This window comes from Haemophilus parainfluenzae (assembly GCF_003252795.1).
GTDB classification, from domain to species: Bacteria; Pseudomonadota; Gammaproteobacteria; order Enterobacterales; family Pasteurellaceae; genus Haemophilus_D; species Haemophilus_D parainfluenzae_K.
Window position 1 is genome coordinate 387,087 of record NZ_QEPQ01000003.1, and the last position, 18,177, is coordinate 405,263.

Below are 18,177 nucleotides of genomic sequence, written 5' to 3' on the forward strand. Positions count from 1 at the left end.
AACTGCACTTTAGTCTTCTAAATAAACAAAAGGCGTATTGTATACGCCTTTTGATTAAATAAGAAATTTATCCTTACGCAACGGTAAGTTGTCCTGCATACAAAATGAAGTAACGTAAGCAGAGAACCCCGATTAAGTCGAAGATTGACACAAGGATAATAAAGTTCTTGTTGTATTTTAAGTTGTCTTTTACGGCAAGGTTGGCAAATAGTGGAATTAAGATACCAATTAAGAATACCCCAATCCAGAACACAGCGCCCCAGAAGCCGGAAAGTGCATTGTGTAATGCAACCACTTTCTGACCACCACCGAAGTGTAGACCAACAAAGAAACAGATTAATAAACCAAGTTCAGTCACCATAATTGGCACTTCAAATTTGTGAATGAAGTGTGACTCATGGCTATCACCTTTTAATTTACCTGCAATGAGGATAAATAAGAAGGTTGCAGCGATACCTGAAGAGGTACCTGAAGCCAAGAATAACGCTGGTAGAACAGGGTTATTTAACATTGGGTAACTGATCAATGCTGAAAGTAAGAAACCGGTATAAGCCCCTAGCACAGCGGCTAAGATGAAGAGAATAACTTCTACAGGACCAGTTAAACGTTCTAATACATTGATAATTTTACCGACAAAACCAAGTTTTGGCATAAAACGTTGGATAAACGCCATGATATCTTCTTTGAAGATAACCGCACACCAACATACCAAGAACAGCATATAAACTTGGAATAACATTACCCCCATAGACATTACAGAGTTGAATTGATAGTTAAACATCAATTTCCAGAATGTCCAAGGACGTGCCAAGTGGAAAATTAATAGGGTTAAACCAATTAATGTTGGCACAGAACCTAAAACGGCGGCTGCTCTGATAATCCAGTTTTTGCTAGGATTTTCTAATTTGTGACTACGTTTATAAGCAATCGCTAATTGTACCGCACCGGAAGAAATACCAAGTAAGAACAAATAGATAGCGATTGTTGAATCCCACACCAAATTAGGTGTGTGAAACGGAACAGGATAATCTAATGTCATCTTCTTGGCTCCCCGTGTTGGAATGGAATATGGTAAAGATTTGGTTGAGTACCTAATTCCACTTTAGTGCGATAAACCGGATTTTCTTTCACTTTGCGGGAAACTGCACTGCTTGGATCATTCATATCGCCAAAGGTTAATGCTTTGGTTGGACAAGCTTCTACACAAGCAGGTTGTTTGCCAGCTGCTAAGTTTGTATCGCGACAGAAGTTACATTTATCCGCAGTACGGTGTACTGGGTGAATGAAACGTACGCGGTAAGGACAAACTGCAACACAGTATTGGCAACCTACACAAAGATCTTTATGCACATCGACGATACCTGTTTCAGGATCAATAAATGATGCACCGGTTGGACAAACTGCCACGCAAGGGGCGTTTGTACAGTGTTGGCAAGATTGACGGAAAAACTCGTATTCTTGATTTGGGAATTCACCGTAAGGTTCACTACGGAGAATTTCCAAACGTGAAACGCCTTCAGGAACGTGGTTTGTTTCACGACAAGCATCCATACAAGCAGTACAGCCGATACAAGCTGTTTCGTCGTGTACCATTGCATAGCGTTTCGGTTTATCCGCCTTTTCCTCTTTCGCTAAAGAGGTAACTGATGTCCCCGTCATAAGGATTAATGCCCCCATGCCGGAAACAAAGTTTCGGCGTGAACAAGCTGTCATTATTTATCCTTTTGTTCGGTTGATTGCGTTTGTGATTGTGCGTCTTTTGCCGCTTTGCGTTTTTGTTGTTCGCCGTGGCAATCTACACAAAGTTTCACACGATTTTTCGGTTGAATACCTTTCATCGCATCATCTTTCGGGTGTAATGTGTGGCAGCTTGCACAAGGCAATTTCATTGCGTGAACATCGTGCGCCCAAAGTTTTTCACGAAGTTTTGCTGGTTGGTGACAAGCAAAACAAACTTGGTTTTGTTCTTGCGCGGTATACATTGGTTTTTTATCACCAAAGATATCGCCATCAAAACGCATCACATCTTTTGCACCACGACGGTGATCTTCCGAAATATTACCGTGACAGTTTACACAGTTAATCGGTTTACCTGTGTTAGGGCTTTTTTGATTTAAGTGTGCGCCGTGGAATTTACCAAAGTGTAATTCACCACCAGATTGATCTAAAGTTTGGTTTTTATCAACTTGGTCAAATTTGTGACATTTTGCACAATATTGGTTTGGATCACGTTGGTTATCCATTTGTGGCTCGTAAGTGAGTTGAGAGGCAGGTGTTTTTGCCATCTCTTCCGCACTTGCAGCCATTGGCATTGCCGCAAGCATTGCAAGCAATGCAAGGGATTTTGCCGATTTGCTGATTAAAGAAGTTAAATTCATTCTGATTACCTCAAATATATGGTTAAAAATGACCGCACTTCGACACTTTAGTTACAAAGTGCGGTTCTTTTTTTATTGTTTTGTTGCGGTATCTTCAGCTAATTTGCCATTGGCTTTCGCTTCTTTTACCCATTGAGGTACAACAGTTTCTAAGAATTCTTTTTTCGCTTGACGTTCTTTCTCGATATCAATACCCATTACTTTCCATGCTTTATCAGCTGTAGAAATATCTGGTACTTCAACCGGAGTTTTCACGCCATGTTTAGTTAAGATTGCTGCAAGTTTAGCACGTGCATCCGCAGCTTTGTCGATACCAGAACCTAATACGCGAAGCATTACATCAGGTGCGTGCATGTGACCACCGTGACTTGCTGCTGCGTAGTCCCAACGCCATTGAGCGTGACGGATATCCATTAAAGCAGGTTCCATTTCTTCTTTAGTTGCACCTGCATCCCATGCCGCTTTCGCTTCAAAGTGAGCACGAACAACTTGATCTTCTAAACGACCCATTACATCTTTCACTTCTTTTTTACGTGAAGCAACGATGTCTTTAAGTTTTTCTTTGCTTTGATCGTGACAGTTTGCACATGTGGTATCAAATGCATCGAATGGGTTTTGGATTTGGTGGTCGGTGTAAACTTTACCGTCTTTACCTTGTACTTTAGGCATGTGACAGTCGATACAAGTTACGCCGTTTTTACCGTGCATACCTAAAGACCAAATTTCAAAGTCAGGGTGTTGCGCTTTTAACATTGGTGCTTTAGAAAGAGAGTGAGTCCAGTCACTGAAGCCGATATCATCATAGTATTTTTCGATGTCATCAACAGTTTGACCGTTATCCCAAGGGAAGGTTACTTGTTTTAAGTCGCCCGCGAAGTAGTATTCAACATGACAGTTTGCACAGATTTCAGCACGTTTTTCAGTGCGAGCAGCTGTGTTAAAGCTTAAGTTAGCTTGTTCTTTACCTTCAGCTTTTGCTTTTGCTTGAAGTGCATTATTTAAGTGATCTAATGCACGAAGAACGTGTGGACGAGCAATACGTAATGCAGGTTTGCCTTCAGCAAAGTCTTTAGAGGTCGTATCGTGACAGTCAGCACAACCGATCGAGTTGACAATTTCTGGTCCACCTTTAGCCCATTTGGCACCAAAGTAACCATCTTCACCCCATTCTGCAATTAAACGAGGAACGTCTGGACCTTTACAAGTCCAACATGCCATTGGTTGAGGGCCATCATTTGCATTTTTGGGCGCACCAGTACGTAAAATATTACGTACATCTTCTACTGCATAAACGTGACCACGAGGTGCGTTATATTCTTTTGCGAAAGAATAGCCCCCCCATAACACGATTAAACGAGGATCTTGTTCATTAGCATAGATGATTTTGTCGCCTTTTTCAGTCGCTTTCCACGAATTGAATTGGCTAGGATATTTCTCAGCAAATTTTTCATTCACTGCTTCGATTTTTAAATTAGGGTTTGGTGCTTCCACAGGTTGTTCAACAGGCTTGTATACCATTTCAGCCATCGCTGAGTTATACACACCTAAAGCTGCGAAAGAAGTGGCCAAAACAAGGCTTTTTCTCAATGCGTTCACGATAATCACTCCATTAGGAAAGAATAAAAAACAATTTTAAATGCAAACAATTCCTATTAAGCTTTTGAATTCACTCATAAAAATAGTTCAGTGCAAGCATAAGATACCAAAAAGTAGTAGTTTTTCTAAGGTTATCTTCCAAAAGTTTGAGGTTGATCAAACTTTAAAATCAAAATACTCACAAAGAGGTATACTTGGGTATAGGTAAAGTGGTAAGAGGAGAATACCTTGAAAGAGGAAGAAGTGCGGTCAATTTTTATCGTGTTTCTTACTTGTTTGAGAGAGATTAAAACCTTGTGATTAGCCACTCTAGATGGCTTTTTCTAATACCATTGTTACACAAACGTTAAAATGTAAATTTTTTGTAAAAAAACAGTGTAAAAAGCAAACATTTCCTTGATCTTATATTTGGGTCAGTTATACTCCCAAAACTTAATGATTTATTCGCTTAGTTTGTATTATTTGAGCGTGTTAGAAACTTGACCTATTTGTTTGGGAGAACCTTTTTATGAACAAAGTATTTAAGATTATTTGGAACAAAACGACACAATCTTTTGTCGTGACATCAGAATTAGCAAAAGGAGCCGTAAAAGCTTCTTCAAACTCCGAACAACGTGTAACAAGCGAAACACGTTTATCTTCTCTTTTTAAACTTTCTGTCTCTTCTCTTATTTTAGCTGGAGTAGTATTGCCGGCACAAGCTATCGATATAAGTGAACCTCTTATTAAAATTACGGAGGGAGGACTTAACATGTTTAAGGGTGAAGCATCTGTGAATGGTGGCTCGAATATTGGGATTGGTCACAGTGCAACAATTTCAAATAATAGTCAGAGAGGACGAAATATTGCCATTGGTATGGGAGCGTATATTTCAGGCGCTAATAGCGAGGAATCAATTGCAATTGGTAGTTCGGGTGATGGGGCTCGAACTCAACGAACAGAAGTGAAAGGTGATCAATCTATTGCTATTGGTGCAAATACTTTAGCAAAAGGTAACTCATCTATTGTTATTGGTAACGATGATGTTGATAAAGTTAATGGTGGTAAATACAGTGGTGACGAAGTTGTTTATGAATATACGTTTAATGAAAATGGAACAGTTGCTACTAAAAAACAAATTCGATTAGATAGTTTTGCAAATCGAGGTTTGATTTACAAAAAATTAACGGGTGAGAGTTTGAATGGATATTCTCCCGCGACAAGTGGTGAGGGCGCGGTAGCTATTGGTGTTAAAACACAAGCAGTGGGTGATTTCTCTACTGCACTAGGTACTAATGCAACTGCAACAAAATTTGGTACGCTTGCGCTTGGAACAGGTGCAAATGCTAATATAACCAACGCTGTTGCAATTGGTATGGCATCTGCAACGGACAAAGAAGGTATAGCTTATAAAGGTAAGGAAATTCTAGGAAATACTTATACTTGGGCTGGTGGTGCATCGGTTGATCCGGGTGATGTTGTATCAGTGGGTAAGAAACAATTTGAACGTCAAATTATTAACTTAGCACCTGGTGATGTTTCTGCAGATTCAACTGATGCAATCAATGGTTCTCAGCTTTATTCAGCAATTCAACAAATTGAAAAAATGCGCTACTTCTCAGTGAATTCAACAATTGGTGTTAAAGATGATGCAACTGAGGAAAACCCAACTAATAGTATCAATAAAGGTGCTAAAGGTGAAAACTCTATTGCTATTGGACCAAATGCTCATACAACGAATACATCAACTGCGTCAATTGCAATTGGTTTAGGCTCTAATGCAACAGCGGCAAATGCGGTAGCATTAGGTCATAATTCAGTTGCAGGTTCAAATATGTTTGATGCTACATCTTCAGGGGCAACATTTAAAAATGATGCTGGTGTCACTACGACTGTTTCATTTGCTGCAAATTCTTCAGCAATTGGTGGTGCAGTTTCTGTAGGTAAAGCAGGCAATGAGCGCCAAATCCAGAATGTTGCAGCGGGTCGTATTTCCGCGACTTCAACTGATGCAATTAACGGTTCACAACTTCACGCAGTATTAAACAATAGCGGTTTTAACGTACAAGAAAATGGTTCACCTAAATCACGCATTAATAATAATGATGTAGTGAACTTCAAAGATGGAAACCTAACTACCGCGAATGTGACTAAAACCCCAAATGACACAATTGTGAAATTTGATGTGAATACAACAACTATCAATACTGATAAAGACGGCAATGCAACTGCAGAGAATCCAAGCAACTTAGCAACTGCAGGTGATGTGACTAGCGCAATTAATAAAGTACGTAATATGCCATTAACCTTTGCTGGAGATACTGGCACTAATGTAACACGTAAATTAGGTGAAACAGTTAAGTTAGTTGGTGGTGAAACTGATGCGGCTAAACTTTCTGATGGTAACATCGGTGTGGTAGCAGATGGCAATGATAAGTTAGAAATTAAATTGGCAAAGGATATCAAAGTTGATAGCGTAAAAGCAGGCGATACAACCATTAATACTGATGGTTTAAAAATCGCCGGTGGTCCAAGTGTTACTAAATCTGGCATTGATGCTGCGGGTAATAAAATTACTAATGTTGAAGCGGGTACCGATGACAAAGATGCTGTGAATTTTTCACAATTAAAAGATGTGGAAAAAGTAGCTAATAAAGGCTGGAATTTAACTGCTAATGGAGAAAATAGTAGTAATGTAGCACCTGGTGAAACGGTTGATTTGAATAACACCGATGGCAATATTAAAATTACCAAAAATGCAGCAGATGATAATGTGACGTTTAATTTAAATGAAACGATTAATGTTACTAATGTTAATGCTGCAGGTAATGTAACAGTTGGTGATACTGTTTTAAATACAGATGGCTTGAATATTAAAGATGGTCCAAGTGTAACAAAATCTGGTATTGATGCTGCTGGCAAGAAAATTAGCAACGTAGCAGCAGGTGATGTAAATGAAACATCACAAGATGCAGTAAACGGTAGCCAACTTTATCAAACAATTAATAACCTCACCACAAAAGGCTTTGGATTAACTGCTCAAGATGGTAATTCTGTGAAGAAACCATTAGGTGAAACGGTTGAGGTTGTTGGCGCAGATAAAAATATCAGCACCAAGGTTGAAGAAGGTAAAGTTAAGATTGCTTTATCGAAAGATATCAAGGTTGATAGTGTCACTGCGGGCGATACCAAAATTGATAAAGATGGTTTGAAAGCAGGTGATGTTACCGTGACTAACGCACCAATTAAAGTAGATGGTAACGTAGTAAATAACGTTAATGAGGCGATTAATCAAACTGCGAAACAAGCATTTAGTCCACTTACTTTTGCTGGTGATACTGGAAACAATGTAGAGCGTAAATTAGGTGAAACAGTTAACCTAGTTGGTGGTGAAACGGACACGACTAAACTTTCCGATGGTAACATTGGTGTGGTAGCAGATGGCACTGATAAGTTAGAAATTAAATTAGCTAAGGATATCAAAGTTGATAGCGTAAAAGCTGGCGATACAACCATTAATACTGATGGATTAACTATTGCTGGTGGGCCAAGTATAACCAAATCAGGTATTGACGCTGCAGGTAAGAAAATTAGCAATGTTGGAGATGGCGATGTATCTAAAGATAGCAAAGATGCAATAAACGGTAGCCAACTTTATAATGCTGTAGCGACCACTGATTTAAAACCTAATACAACAGGAAAAATTGATACACCTGTAGATGGCTCTAAATTGGTGAATGCAACCACAGTTGCAAATGCAATCAATAATTCTGGTTGGAATGTCACTGTGAATAAAGACGGTGGTGAAGCTGAAGGTGAAACTGTTCAAAAGGTAAGCCCAGGTAATACCGTGACTTATATCGCAGGACAAAATATCAAAATTAAGCAAGATGGCATGAATTTCACTATCTCTACTACGAAAGATTTAGAAGCCGGAGCGGTGAATGCCACAACGGTTAATACCACAACAATTAATCTTGGTGAAGGTGATAACTCAACGCCAATTACAGTAGTAAGTGGTAAAGATGCAGCACCAAATCTTGATGGTAAAACACCAAATCGTATGAACTTTGGTGGTGAAACTATCGCAACATTAAGCGATGGCTTAAAATTTGGCGCAAACGTAGGTGATGTTTACGGTGCGAAATTAAATAGCCAAATCAATGTGAAAGGCGCAGATAGCAACACAAACTGGAGTGAGTTTGATGGTGGCGATAATGTGATGACAAACATTGATAAGAGCGGTAATCTTCGTGTAGGTATCAAGAAAAACCTTAAAGTGGAAAGTGTAACTGCAAACAAATTCACTGCGGGTGATACTGTGATTGATGGCAATGGCGTAACCATTAAAAATGGTCCAAGCATGACTAAAAATGGTATTGATGCAGGTAATAAACAAATTACCAATGTTGCACCAGGGCGCATTGCAGCAGACAGTACTGATGCGGTAAACGGCAGCCAATTACACGAAGTAAAAGCTGACATGAATAACAAGATCAATAAGTTAAATGGTCAAGTGAACAAGTTAGGTAAACGTGTAAATGCAGGTACAGCAAGCGCGTTAGCAGCGTCTCAATTACCACAAGCTTACATTCCAGGTAAGAGCATGGTGTCTGTGGCAGCGGGTAATTATCAAGGTCAAAATGCAGTGGCATTAGGTATGTCACGTATTTCAGATAATGGTAAAATCATTATTCGTTTAGCAGGTACTAGCGATACACAAGGTAAAGTGGGTGTAGCAGTTGGTGCAGGCTACCACTGGTAATTTATTGTTAATAAATAAAAGGCATGGGAAACCATGCCTTTTTTATTGCCAAAAGTGCGGTCGATTTTCATCGCGTTTTTCGTATAATAGGGTGAGTCAACTCGGAGAAGAATATGATTATCGGACCTTATATCAACGCACTAGCGATTATCAGTGGTGCAGTTATCGGTGCGGTGCTCGGTGGGCGCATTCCAGAACGTTTACGCACTAATCTAACCTTAATCTTTGGCTTGTGCTCGATGGGCATGGGTATTGTGATGGTGGCGAAAACCACCAATATGCCGGCAATGATTTTATCGCTGTTATTAGGGACGATAATTGGCGAGTTGCTTTTATTGGAACAGGGGATCAATAAACTGGCATCATCAGCCAAAGGCCTTGTTGAAAAAATGTTCCCTGATAAGCCAAGTAGCATGAGTAGCCAAGAAGAGTTCTTATCTAAATTTGTTGCGATTGTAGTTTTGTTTTCATTTAGTGGAACGGGTATTTTTGGGGCGATGAATGAGGGGATGAGTGGTAATTTTGATATCCTCATTGTGAAATCCTTTTTAGATTTTTTCACGGCGATGATCTTTGCCACATCACTCGGCATTTCTGTGGCAAGTATTTTTGTGCCACAAACATTGGTTCAAGTGATTTTAGCTTATTCTGCGGTGTTTATTATTCCTTTTGTGACACCTGAAATGCGAGGTGATTTTGCTGCGGTAGGCGGTATGCTAATGATTGCGGCGGGCTTTCGCATTTGTAATATCCAAATGTTCCATGTGGCGAATATGCTGCCGGCTCTTTTCCTTGCCATGCCAATTTCTCATTTCTGGAGTACTTTTTTCTAAAACATAGGCGTGTATCACGCCTATTTCTTTTTCTGACAATGAGGGCAATAAAAGCTATTGCGTTGCCCAATAATCATGCTTTCAATCTTAGTGCCACATTTAGGGCAAGGCTTATCTTTGTTTCCGTACACTAATAATTCCTGGGCAAAATAACCAGGGCGACCATCAGGTTGTAAGAAATCTTTTAATGTTGTACCACCTTGTGTAATGGCTTTCGCTAATACGTTTTTAATCGTTTCAACGAGTAAGGCACATTGGTTCCGAGTAAGATTTTCGGCTAATTTCATTGGGTGTAAACCACATAAAAAGAGCGTTTCATTGGCATAAATATTTCCTACACCCACGACGACAGCATTATCCATTAAAAAGGTTTTAAGTGCGGTCGATTTTTTGCGTGATTTCTTAAAAAGGTATTCAGCATTAAATTCATCTGAAAGCGGTTCAGGACCAAGTTTTAGAAAAAGATGAAAGTCATCTAAACTTTCTGTCCATAACCATGCACCGAAGCGTCTCGGGTCGTTATAACGTAGTAATTTGCCATTATTCATCACAATATCAAGGTGATCATGTTTATCAATAGGACTATCGTGCGGCACAATTCGAACGGAGCCAGACATCCCCAAATGACCAATGATGTAACCTTTTTCTGTATGAATAATGAGATATTTCGCACGACGAGAAGTATCTAAAATTTTGACGTTTTTGAGCGTTGTTAATTCAGGAGAGACAACCCAGCGTAATTGTGGTTGGCGCACTACAATTTTTTCGATGGTAAAACCTTTTAAATAGGGAGTGACACCGCGTAGGGCTGTTTCGACTTCAGGAAGTTCAGGCATAGATAATCTCGGTAATGAATTTGTGATATAAAAAAACCCGAACAATGTCGGGCTTTTTTCAAATCAGCAAAATTATTTGATTTTTGCTTCTTTATAGATAACGTGTTTACGCACTACTGGATCAAATTTTTTGATTTCCATTTTTTCAGGCATATTACGTTTGTTTTTATCAGTTGTGTAGAAGTGACCAGTCTCTGCTGTAGAAACTAAACGGATTTTCTCACGAGCGCCTTTAGCTGCCATGTTTTAGCTCCTTAGATTTTTTCGCCACGAGCACGGATTTCAGCTAACACTGCATCAATGCCTTTTTTATCGATAATACGCATACCTTTCGCAGTTAAACGTAAGGTTACGAAACGGTTTTCACTTTCAACCCAGAAACGGTGAGTGTGAAGGTTTGGAAGAAAACGACGACGTGTCGCATTCAACGCGTGTGAGCGGTTGTTACCCACAGCTGGACGCTTGCCTGTTACTTGACAAACTCTAGACATAATAATCTCCAATAATTTAAATATAAGCTCGAGCTTATGGTTCGGATAATGAAGCTTAAAACTAAGCTTGCTTCCTCGTCAGGTCGCAGTATCCGACCCACTTACTATATTAAAGGTCGCAAATTATACTGACTTTATTTTCATTTCTCAAGTCTAAAAGCGATTTTTCCGTCTTTAAATGGAAATGAACGATAAAAAAATCATCAAATTCCCTAAAACTATAACAGATTATGCTCTGCAAAAGAATAACAAGTGCCTTTGCCGACAATAAAATGATCCAAAATACGAATATCCATTAACTCAGCAGCCTCAATAATTTTTTGTGTGATCATTTTGTCAGAATAGCTTGGTTCTGCCAGACCAGAAGGGTGGTTGTGAGCTAGAATTAAGGCGGCAGCATTGCAGTAAAGGCTTTCTTTAATGATTTCACGTGGATAAACATTCGTCACATTAATTGTGCCTAAAAATAACCGTTCTTTTTTAATTAAGCGATGTTGATTATCTAAAAATAACACCATAAAAATTTCACGTTCTTCGTGATGAAGCTCTGCTTGAAGATAAAGTTTTACCGTGGATGTGTCGCTAAATACGTGCTCTATCAGCAATTCTTGTTTCAGATAACGCTTTGTCATTTCTGTGGTGGCTTGCAGTTGAATAAACTGCGTAATGCCTAATCCTTTTACTTTGCAAAAGGCTTCTTTATCAGCACTTAATAAGGTTCGAAGAGAGCCAAAATGTTGCAGCACGTTATGTGATAATTCCATGACAGGGCAACCTTTAATCCCTGTTCGTAGAAAAATAGCAAGTAATTCGTGATCCTCTAGGGCTTCAACACCGAATTTCAACAATTTTTCGCGAGGCATTAAAGGAGAATTTGTTTGCATATTAATATGATGAAAAGAAAAAAGTGCGGTCAATTTTCATGATGTTTTGAATCTTTGCGAGAAGTCAGTTTTATTTTTGGAACAGCGATCACAAAAATAAAATTTTTTATTGGTGAAATTTGAAGTAAAATAGGCGACCTTAAGTTGTTAAGTACTAACACACAAAAACATATCCATTCTATTAAGTCGTAGCGGAGTAGCAAATGAGCTTGAGCGGAAAGCGTATTGTTGTCGGGATTACAGGGGGCATAGCCGCCTATAAAACCATTGAGTTTATCCGTTTGTTACGCAAATCTAACGCAGAAGTTCGAGTGGCTTTAACACCTGCCGCCGCTGAATTTGTCACGCCTTTAACGCTACAAGCCATTTCAGGCCATGCGGTTTCTCAATCTTTACTCGATCCTCAAGCCGAATTAGCTATGGGGCACATTGAGCTAGCCAAATGGGCTGATGCGATTGTCATTGCACCAGCCAGTGCCGATTTTATTGCGCGTTTAACCGTTGGAATGGCAAATGATTTACTCAGTACGATTTGTCTTGCGACAAGTGCGCCTATTTTGCTCGCTCCAGCGATGAATCAACAGATGTACCGTCAGGCGATTACACAACAAAATTTAACCGCCCTTTCTGCGCGAGGTATTCATTTTGTGGGACCTAATAGCGGCTTTCAGGCTTGTGGCGATGTGGGCGCAGGCAGAATGTCAGAACCCACTGAAATCTTTGAATCGCTTCAATCACTTTTTGCCGTTTACCAAGATTTAGCCGATTTAAGCGTTACCATTACGGCAGGTCCAACGCGTGAAGCTATCGATCCTGTTCGTTATATTTCTAATCACAGCTCAGGCAAAATGGGCTTTGCGATAGCCGAGGCCTTTGCCAAACGTGGGGCAAATGTCACCTTAATTGCGGGTCCTGTTAATTTGGCTACGCCGAAGAATGTTCATCGTATTGATGTGATAACTGCCCATGAAATGTGGCAAGCCTCTCTTGAAAGTGCGGTCAAAAATTGTATCTTTATTGGCTGTGCTGCAGTGGCAGATTATCGAGTCGCGGAAGTTGCTGAGCAAAAAATTAAGAAAACCAATGATAACGATGAGCTTTCTCTTAAATTGGTGAAAAATCCAGACATTATCGCAAGTGTCGCAAGTTTAGAAAAAGATCGTCCATTTGTCGTAGGCTTTGCAGCTGAAACGCAAAATGTTGCTGAATATGCGAAGAGCAAACTTCAACGAAAAAATTTAGATATGATTTGTGCCAATGATGTATCGGGTGGACAAGTATTCGGACAAGATCAAAATGCTTTGCAGATCTTTTGGAAAACAGGCGAAAAAGCGTTGCCGTTGGCTGACAAAAATAAATTGGCAGAAGTGTTAGTCACAGAAATTGTTGAGCATTATCACAAATAAAATAGGCTAAAAATTCGTTAGATTTTGTGACCGCACTTTTATATGACAGATTTCTTTTAAAGGATAAATAAGCATGAAAAAAATTGATGTAAAAATTTTAGATAGCCGTATTGGCAATGAATTTCCTTTACCAACCTATGCAACTGAAGGTTCAGCAGGTTTGGATTTACGTGCATTGCTTGAAGCGGGCATTGAAATTCAACCAGGCGAAACTAAACTTATCCCAACAGGTCTTTCAATTTATATTGCCGATCCGAACCTTGCAGCGGTAATTCTGCCTCGTTCTGGTTTAGGTCATAAACACGGTATCGTATTAGGTAACTTAGTGGGCTTAATTGATTCAGATTACCAAGGTCCATTAATGGTGTCTGTATGGAATCGTGGCCATGAACCGTTCAAAATTGAAGTTGGTGATCGTATTGCGCAGTTAGTCTTTGTGCCAGTAGTACAAGCTGAATTCAATATTGTTAGTGAATTTACCGAAACTGAACGCGGTGAGGGCGGTTTTGGTCATTCAGGTAAAAAATAAACTATGGTAGAACAATTATCTCTCGTTGAAGTTGATGAGATTGCGGCGGAAATCAAACCGCCAAAAATCGAAAAACGCACGGTAAAAGAACGTCGTCAACAAGTGTTGACGGTGCTTACCCATATGCTGCATTCTGAACGCGGAATGGAGCGGATGACGACGGCGCGTTTAGCGGAAGAAGTGGGGGTGTCAGAAGCTGCACTTTATCGTTACTTCCCAAGTAAAACCAAAATGTTTGAAGCGTTGATCGATAATATCGAAGCGAATTTATTTAGCCGTATTACCACATCGATTCGCAATGAAACCAATACGATGAATCGTGTGCGTGACATTATGCAGATGATTCTCGACTTTGCGCGTAAAAACCCTGGTTTGACACGTATTTTGACCGGACATGCATTGATGTTTGAAGAGCCGCTTTTACAGGCTCGTGTCGCTCAATTTTTTGATCGTCTTGAAATGCAATTTGTGAATATTTTACAAATGCGAAAATTACGCGAAGGGCGGGGTTTTAACGTGGATGAACGTATTATTGCGGGGCATTTAGTGACGCTTTGTGAAGGGCAGTTTATGCGTTATGTTCGTACAAACTTCCGTTTAGGTGCAAATCAAAGTTTTGAACAGCAATGGCGTTTTCTTGAACCACTTTTTGCTTAATTGACTTTAGTTGATAAATATATGATTATTCCGTGGCAAGAATTGCCAACAGAAACCTTAGAAAATATTGTGGAAAGTGTGGTACTTAGAGAAGGTACCGATTATGGTTCACACGAATTTTCTTTAGAACAAAAAAAACAACACCTACTAAACAAGATTCACAATGGAAGTGCAGTGATTGTTTGGTCAGAGTTACATGAATCCATTGATATAAAAGATAAAATGGAATTTCTAAAATAAATCAATAGGAGCTTATATGTCAGAAAATGTCGAATTATTAGAAGAACAAAAGCCGCAGGACGATGATCAGCAGCGAGATCCTGCTCTGGATTGGTTCCTTACTCACTGTCATTTACATAAATATCCAGCAAAATCGACCTTAATTCATGCGGGTGAAGATGCCAATATTTTATATTTCTTAATTAAAGGAACCGTGATGGTTTCATCGAAAGATGATGAAGGCAAAGAGATGATCTTATCTTATTTAGGTGCTGGACAATTTTTTGGTGAAGCAGGTTTATTTGATGAAGGCTCGAAACGTTCTGCTTGGGTGAAAACGAAAACGCCTTGTGAAATTGCAGAAATTTCCTATAAAAAATATCGTCAGCTGATTCAAATTAATCCTGAGATTTTAATGTTCCTTACCGCTCAGTTATCAAAACGCCTGCAAAATACATCGCGACAAGTGACAAACTTGGCCTTTTTGGATGTGGCAGGACGTATTGCTCAGGCGCTTATGCATTTAGCAAAACAACCTGAAGCTATGACGCATCCTGATGGTATGCAGATTAAAATTACACGTCAGGAGATCGGTCAGATGGTAGGCTGTTCGCGTGAAACCGTAGGGCGAATCATTAAGATGCTGGAAGATCAAAATCTCATTCATGCACACGGCAAAACCATTGTGGTTTATGGCACAAGATAGCAAAAATAACCGTCTCTAATCAGACGGTTATTTTGTTTTTGTTACATTGATGTGATAGTTGAAATGTCTTTGTTAATTTTTATACGAAAAGCGAAAAAATACTTCTTTTAGTGCAATATCTTAATTGACAAAATTGCGGAAGACTTCTATCATAATACTGCCTTCCAACGTGGTTTGTTTGGAAGTCAGGATTGGTCTCCTGAATATAATAAGTGGCTTTTAAAAGATACTTAATCTTTTAATTTTATATCGCAGACTGGAACCCCAGAGATGCTTTAAATCTATGGTGGGCTAGGTAGAAATCCCGCAGGGATGCGATGCAGTAAGCCACTTGCTGTTAAGACCAATTCTGCTTAGTTCCACCACCCTTCAAAACAATCTTCAATTTTCAAACATTCATCAAAATCACTTCAAACGAGAAATTCTCGGTTAAAGTGCGGTCATTTTTTACTTTATTTTTGGCAAAAAAATACCGACCCATTTATGAGTCGGTATTTCATTTGGTGTATTTTATTTTACTTTTTGTTTCATGGCTTCTGCCACAAGTTCAGCTTCAGGGCCGAGAACCACTTGTAAGCCATCGTTACCGATTTTCACGATACCTTTTGCGCCAAGAGACTTAAGCTGTTCTTCATTAATTTTGTGTTGATCCACTAAGCTCAAACGTAAGCGAGTGATACAAGCATCAATATTTTTGAAGTTATCTGCACCACCTAAAGCATCAATAAATTTGACCGCTCTTTCTTCGCGAGATTGGCTTGCAGCTGGTTGTGCTGCAGTCGTTTCTTCCGCTTCTTCTGTGCGACCTAATGTTTTTAAGTTGAACGCTTTAATTGCAAAACGGAATACCACGTAGTAAATCACGAAGAATACTAAGCCTTGTACGATGAGCATATACCATTCAACCGCTAATGGGTTGCGTGATGAAAGCACCATATCCACAAGACCTGCACTGAAACCGAAGCCTGCGATCCAATGCATTGTCGCCGCGATAAAGACGGAAATACCGGTTAATACCGCGTGGATGAAGTAAAGCACTGGCGCAACAAACATGAAAGAGAATTCTAATGGTTCAGTGATACCAGTAAAGAATGAGGCAAATGCACCCGCAAGCATAATGGATGCAACTTTCGTTTTTTGGCTTGGTTTAGCACTGAGGTAAATCGCTAATGCCGCACCCGGTAACCCGAACATCATGACAGGGAAGAAACCGGCTTGATACATACCGGTTACACCAACTGTTGCAGTACCCTCAGCAAGTGATTTAGCACCACCTAAGAAGTTTGGAATATCGTTGATACCGGCCACGTCAAACCAGAATACAGAGTTTAATGCGTGGTGTAAGCCAACCGGAATGAGTAAACGGTTGAAGAAACCATAAAGACCCGCACCAACTGCACCTAAATCTTTAATGCTTTCACCGAATGATACTAAACCGCCGAAAATATATGGCCAGATGTAAAGTAATACGAAGCTGAGAAGCATCATGACAAAAGATACAACAATCGGCACGAGACGTTTTCCGCTAAAGAAGGAAAGCGCTTTTGGCAATTCTACTTGATAGAAGCGGTTATAAAGTTCAGCCGAAATCACCCCGATCAAAATCCCAATAAATTGGTTATTGATTTTCCCGAAAGCAGCGGGCACTTCACTTACATCGATATGTTGTAGCTGAGCAACACTGCCAGGTGAAAGTAGAGTGGTTACCACATAGTAACCTACTAAACCTGAAAGCGCAGCGGAACCATGTTTGTCCTTAGATAAACCGAAAGCAACGCCAACGGCAAAAAGCAGGCCCATGTTATCGATGATAGCACCGCCTGATTTAATTAAAAATGCAGCAAGTTGACTGTTTGCACCCCAGCCATCAGGGTCAAGCCAATAACCGATACCCATCAGTACAGCAGCTGCTGGTAAAACAGCGACAGGTACCATTAAGGCCTGCCCAATTTTTTGCGCATAACCTAACACATTCATTTTTTTCTCCTATTTATATTATAAGTAATGAAGTATTACTTCATATTTTAAAGTAAAAAAAAATATTTTGTATAGATGTTGTCACTTTATCTTAAATTTGAGAAGCCGATCACAAATTTTGAAATTAAACTTCAAAAAATATTTTTTTATGGCGTATGTTTTATTATAATGATGAAAGAGCCAAAAGGACACCAAGTGTTACTGTCTAACATAGGAGTTTATATGTCGAAATTATCACATAATGAAGTCTTAGATAAAATCAAATTTGGTCTTATTGCTTCTTGTCAGCCTGTCGATGACGGCCCGATGGATAAACCAGAAATCGTGGCGGCGATGGCGCAGGCTTCTGTTATTGGTGGCGCAGCCGGATTGCGCATTGAGGGCGTAGAAAATCTCAAAGCAACACGCCCTACCGTGAATGTACCGATTATTGGTATTGTGAAACGAGATTTACCTGACAGCCCAGTGCGAATTACCCCATTTTTGCATGATATTGAAGATTTAGCGAAAGCGGGTGCAGATATTATTGCTGTGGATGGAACAAATCGCCCTAGACCGGTAGATATTGAAAGTGCGGTCAAAAAAATCCACGAATTAGGCTGTTTGGCTATGGCGGATTGTTCGAATTTAGAAGAAGGCTTGTACTGCCAAAAATTGGGTTTTGATATCGTGGGGAGTACGATGTCAGGCTATACAGGTGGCGCTGTGCCGGAAGAACCGGATTATCAATTAGTCAAAGATTTGAAAGCCGCAGGCTGTCGTGTCATGGCGGAAGGACGTTATAACACCCCTGAGTTGGCGAAAACAGCAATTGAAATTGGTGCTTATTGCGTGACAGTTGGTTCTGCATTAACGCGTTTAGAGCATATTGTAAGCTGGTTTGCTAAAGCCATTCATTCAGCAAAAAAATAAAGGAAGAAG

At 39.7% G+C, this 18,177-nt stretch carries 17 protein-coding genes; 8 read left to right on the top strand and 9 right to left on the bottom strand.

What is annotated here, in order from left to right; translation table 11 throughout:
* Window positions 1-73: 73 nt before the first annotated feature.
* The 4 genes from nrfD to nrfA all read right to left on the bottom strand — a co-directional run bounded on the left by nrfD (window position 74) and on the right by nrfA (window position 3,974).
* Complete coding sequence (gene nrfD, locus DPV81_RS06810) at window positions 74-1,039, bottom strand: cytochrome c nitrite reductase subunit NrfD (protein ID WP_111387462.1); 966 nt, start codon at window positions 1,037-1,039, stop codon at window positions 74-76.
* Window positions 1,036-1,713, bottom strand: a complete 678-nt coding sequence (nrfC, locus tag DPV81_RS06815; protein WP_005695543.1) for a cytochrome c nitrite reductase Fe-S protein — start codon at window positions 1,711-1,713, stop codon at window positions 1,036-1,038. Before nrfC ends, nrfD begins: the two co-directional genes overlap by 4 nt.
* Window positions 1,713-2,378 carry a cytochrome c nitrite reductase pentaheme subunit gene (gene nrfB, locus DPV81_RS06820; RefSeq protein WP_070776062.1) on the bottom strand — a complete coding sequence of 222 codons (666 nt, stop codon included), beginning with the start codon at window positions 2,376-2,378 and terminating at the stop codon, window positions 1,713-1,715. Before nrfB ends, nrfC begins: the two co-directional genes overlap by 1 nt.
* Before the next feature lie 72 nt (window positions 2,379-2,450).
* The gene (gene nrfA, locus DPV81_RS06825) at window positions 2,451-3,974 is read right to left on the bottom strand and encodes an ammonia-forming nitrite reductase cytochrome c552 subunit (RefSeq protein WP_180363118.1); all 1,524 of its coding nucleotides are present in this window, start codon (window positions 3,972-3,974) and stop codon (window positions 2,451-2,453) included.
* A 508-nt stretch (window positions 3,975-4,482) separates the two neighbouring features.
* Here nrfA and DPV81_RS06830 point away from each other — a divergent pair.
* Window positions 4,483-8,718 (top strand): YadA-like family protein, encoded by a 4,236-nt coding sequence (locus tag DPV81_RS06830; protein ID WP_111387464.1) that lies wholly within the window; start codon window positions 4,483-4,485, stop codon window positions 8,716-8,718.
* 113 nt (window positions 8,719-8,831) lie between these two features.
* Window positions 8,832-9,551: a DUF554 domain-containing protein gene (locus DPV81_RS06835; protein WP_111387466.1), complete on the top strand. Its 720-nt coding sequence runs from the start codon at window positions 8,832-8,834 to the stop codon at window positions 9,549-9,551.
* Between the two features lie 20 nt (window positions 9,552-9,571).
* On the opposite strand, the gene mutM is transcribed toward DPV81_RS06835, so the two are convergent.
* From mutM to radC, 4 genes are all read right to left on the bottom strand, one after another.
* On the bottom strand, window positions 9,572-10,387 hold the full coding sequence (gene mutM / locus DPV81_RS06840) for a DNA-formamidopyrimidine glycosylase (RefSeq protein WP_111387468.1): 816 nt from the start codon (window positions 10,385-10,387) through the stop codon (window positions 9,572-9,574).
* A gap of 72 nt (window positions 10,388-10,459) precedes the next feature.
* The gene (gene rpmG / locus DPV81_RS06845) at window positions 10,460-10,630 is read right to left on the bottom strand and encodes a 50S ribosomal protein L33 (protein WP_005613503.1); all 171 of its coding nucleotides are present in this window, start codon (window positions 10,628-10,630) and stop codon (window positions 10,460-10,462) included.
* Between the two features lie 11 nt (window positions 10,631-10,641).
* Window positions 10,642-10,878, bottom strand: coding sequence for a 50S ribosomal protein L28 (gene rpmB / locus DPV81_RS06850; protein ID WP_005599762.1), 237 nt, complete (start codon window positions 10,876-10,878; stop codon window positions 10,642-10,644).
* 218 nt (window positions 10,879-11,096) lie between these two features.
* Complete coding sequence (gene radC / locus DPV81_RS06855; RefSeq protein ID WP_111387470.1) at window positions 11,097-11,762, bottom strand: RadC family protein; 666 nt, start codon at window positions 11,760-11,762, stop codon at window positions 11,097-11,099.
* Between the two features lie 203 nt (window positions 11,763-11,965).
* Here radC and coaBC point away from each other — a divergent pair, with 203 nt between their 5' ends.
* The 5 genes from coaBC (at window position 11,966) to crp (ending at window position 15,279) form a co-directional block, all read left to right on the top strand.
* A complete protein-coding gene (gene coaBC, locus DPV81_RS06860; RefSeq protein WP_111387472.1) occupies window positions 11,966-13,168 on the top strand; it encodes a bifunctional phosphopantothenoylcysteine decarboxylase/phosphopantothenate--cysteine ligase CoaBC in 1,203 nt (400 codons plus the stop codon).
* A gap of 73 nt (window positions 13,169-13,241) precedes the next feature.
* Window positions 13,242-13,697 (top strand): dUTP diphosphatase, encoded by a 456-nt coding sequence (gene dut, locus DPV81_RS06865; protein ID WP_111387474.1) that lies wholly within the window; start codon window positions 13,242-13,244, stop codon window positions 13,695-13,697.
* Between the two features lie 3 nt (window positions 13,698-13,700).
* On the top strand, window positions 13,701-14,354 hold the full coding sequence (slmA, locus tag DPV81_RS06870) for a nucleoid occlusion factor SlmA (protein ID WP_005698358.1): 654 nt from the start codon (window positions 13,701-13,703) through the stop codon (window positions 14,352-14,354).
* Between the two features lie 21 nt (window positions 14,355-14,375).
* Window positions 14,376-14,594: a YheU family protein gene (locus DPV81_RS06875; RefSeq protein ID WP_005695554.1), complete on the top strand. Its 219-nt coding sequence runs from the start codon at window positions 14,376-14,378 to the stop codon at window positions 14,592-14,594.
* Window positions 14,595-14,610: 16 nt separating this feature from the next.
* Window positions 14,611-15,279: a cAMP-activated global transcriptional regulator CRP gene (gene crp / locus DPV81_RS06880; protein WP_049364966.1), complete on the top strand. Its 669-nt coding sequence runs from the start codon at window positions 14,611-14,613 to the stop codon at window positions 15,277-15,279.
* 510 nt (window positions 15,280-15,789) lie between these two features.
* Here crp and nagE read toward each other — a convergent pair.
* Window positions 15,790-17,256: an N-acetylglucosamine-specific PTS transporter subunit IIBC gene (nagE, locus tag DPV81_RS06885; protein ID WP_111387476.1), complete on the bottom strand. Its 1,467-nt coding sequence runs from the start codon at window positions 17,254-17,256 to the stop codon at window positions 15,790-15,792.
* A gap of 222 nt (window positions 17,257-17,478) precedes the next feature.
* Between nagE and DPV81_RS06890 the strand changes: the two genes are divergently transcribed.
* Entirely contained in the window at window positions 17,479-18,168 is a 690-nt protein-coding gene (locus DPV81_RS06890; RefSeq protein WP_049372873.1) for an N-acetylmannosamine-6-phosphate 2-epimerase, read from the top strand.
* Window positions 18,169-18,177 lie beyond the last annotated feature (9 nt).

Excerpts from the sequence above, each read along its gene's own strand:
- nrfD (WP_111387462.1), bottom strand. The coding sequence starts at position 1,039 with ATGACATTAGATTATCCTGTTCCGTTTCACACACCTAATTTGGTGTGG.
- nrfC (WP_005695543.1), bottom strand. The coding sequence starts at position 1,713 with ATGACAGCTTGTTCACGCCGAAACTTTGTTTCCGGCATGGGGGCATTA.
- nrfB (WP_070776062.1), bottom strand. The coding sequence starts at position 2,378 with ATGAATTTAACTTCTTTAATCAGCAAATCGGCAAAATCCCTTGCATTG.
- DPV81_RS06830 (WP_111387464.1), top strand. The coding sequence starts at position 4,483 with ATGAACAAAGTATTTAAGATTATTTGGAACAAAACGACACAATCTTTT.
- DPV81_RS06835 (WP_111387466.1), top strand. The coding sequence starts at position 8,832 with ATGATTATCGGACCTTATATCAACGCACTAGCGATTATCAGTGGTGCA.
- mutM (WP_111387468.1), bottom strand. The coding sequence starts at position 10,387 with ATGCCTGAACTTCCTGAAGTCGAAACAGCCCTACGCGGTGTCACTCCC.
- rpmG (WP_005613503.1), bottom strand. The coding sequence starts at position 10,630 with ATGGCAGCTAAAGGCGCTCGTGAGAAAATCCGTTTAGTTTCTACAGCA.
- rpmB (WP_005599762.1), bottom strand. The coding sequence starts at position 10,878 with ATGTCTAGAGTTTGTCAAGTAACAGGCAAGCGTCCAGCTGTGGGTAAC.
- radC (WP_111387470.1), bottom strand. The coding sequence starts at position 11,762 with ATGCAAACAAATTCTCCTTTAATGCCTCGCGAAAAATTGTTGAAATTC.
- coaBC (WP_111387472.1), top strand. The coding sequence starts at position 11,966 with ATGAGCTTGAGCGGAAAGCGTATTGTTGTCGGGATTACAGGGGGCATA.
- dut (WP_111387474.1), top strand. The coding sequence starts at position 13,242 with ATGAAAAAAATTGATGTAAAAATTTTAGATAGCCGTATTGGCAATGAA.
- slmA (WP_005698358.1), top strand. The coding sequence starts at position 13,701 with ATGGTAGAACAATTATCTCTCGTTGAAGTTGATGAGATTGCGGCGGAA.
- DPV81_RS06875 (WP_005695554.1), top strand. The coding sequence starts at position 14,376 with ATGATTATTCCGTGGCAAGAATTGCCAACAGAAACCTTAGAAAATATT.
- crp (WP_049364966.1), top strand. The coding sequence starts at position 14,611 with ATGTCAGAAAATGTCGAATTATTAGAAGAACAAAAGCCGCAGGACGAT.
- nagE (WP_111387476.1), bottom strand. The coding sequence starts at position 17,256 with ATGAATGTGTTAGGTTATGCGCAAAAAATTGGGCAGGCCTTAATGGTA.
- DPV81_RS06890 (WP_049372873.1), top strand. The coding sequence starts at position 17,479 with ATGTCGAAATTATCACATAATGAAGTCTTAGATAAAATCAAATTTGGT.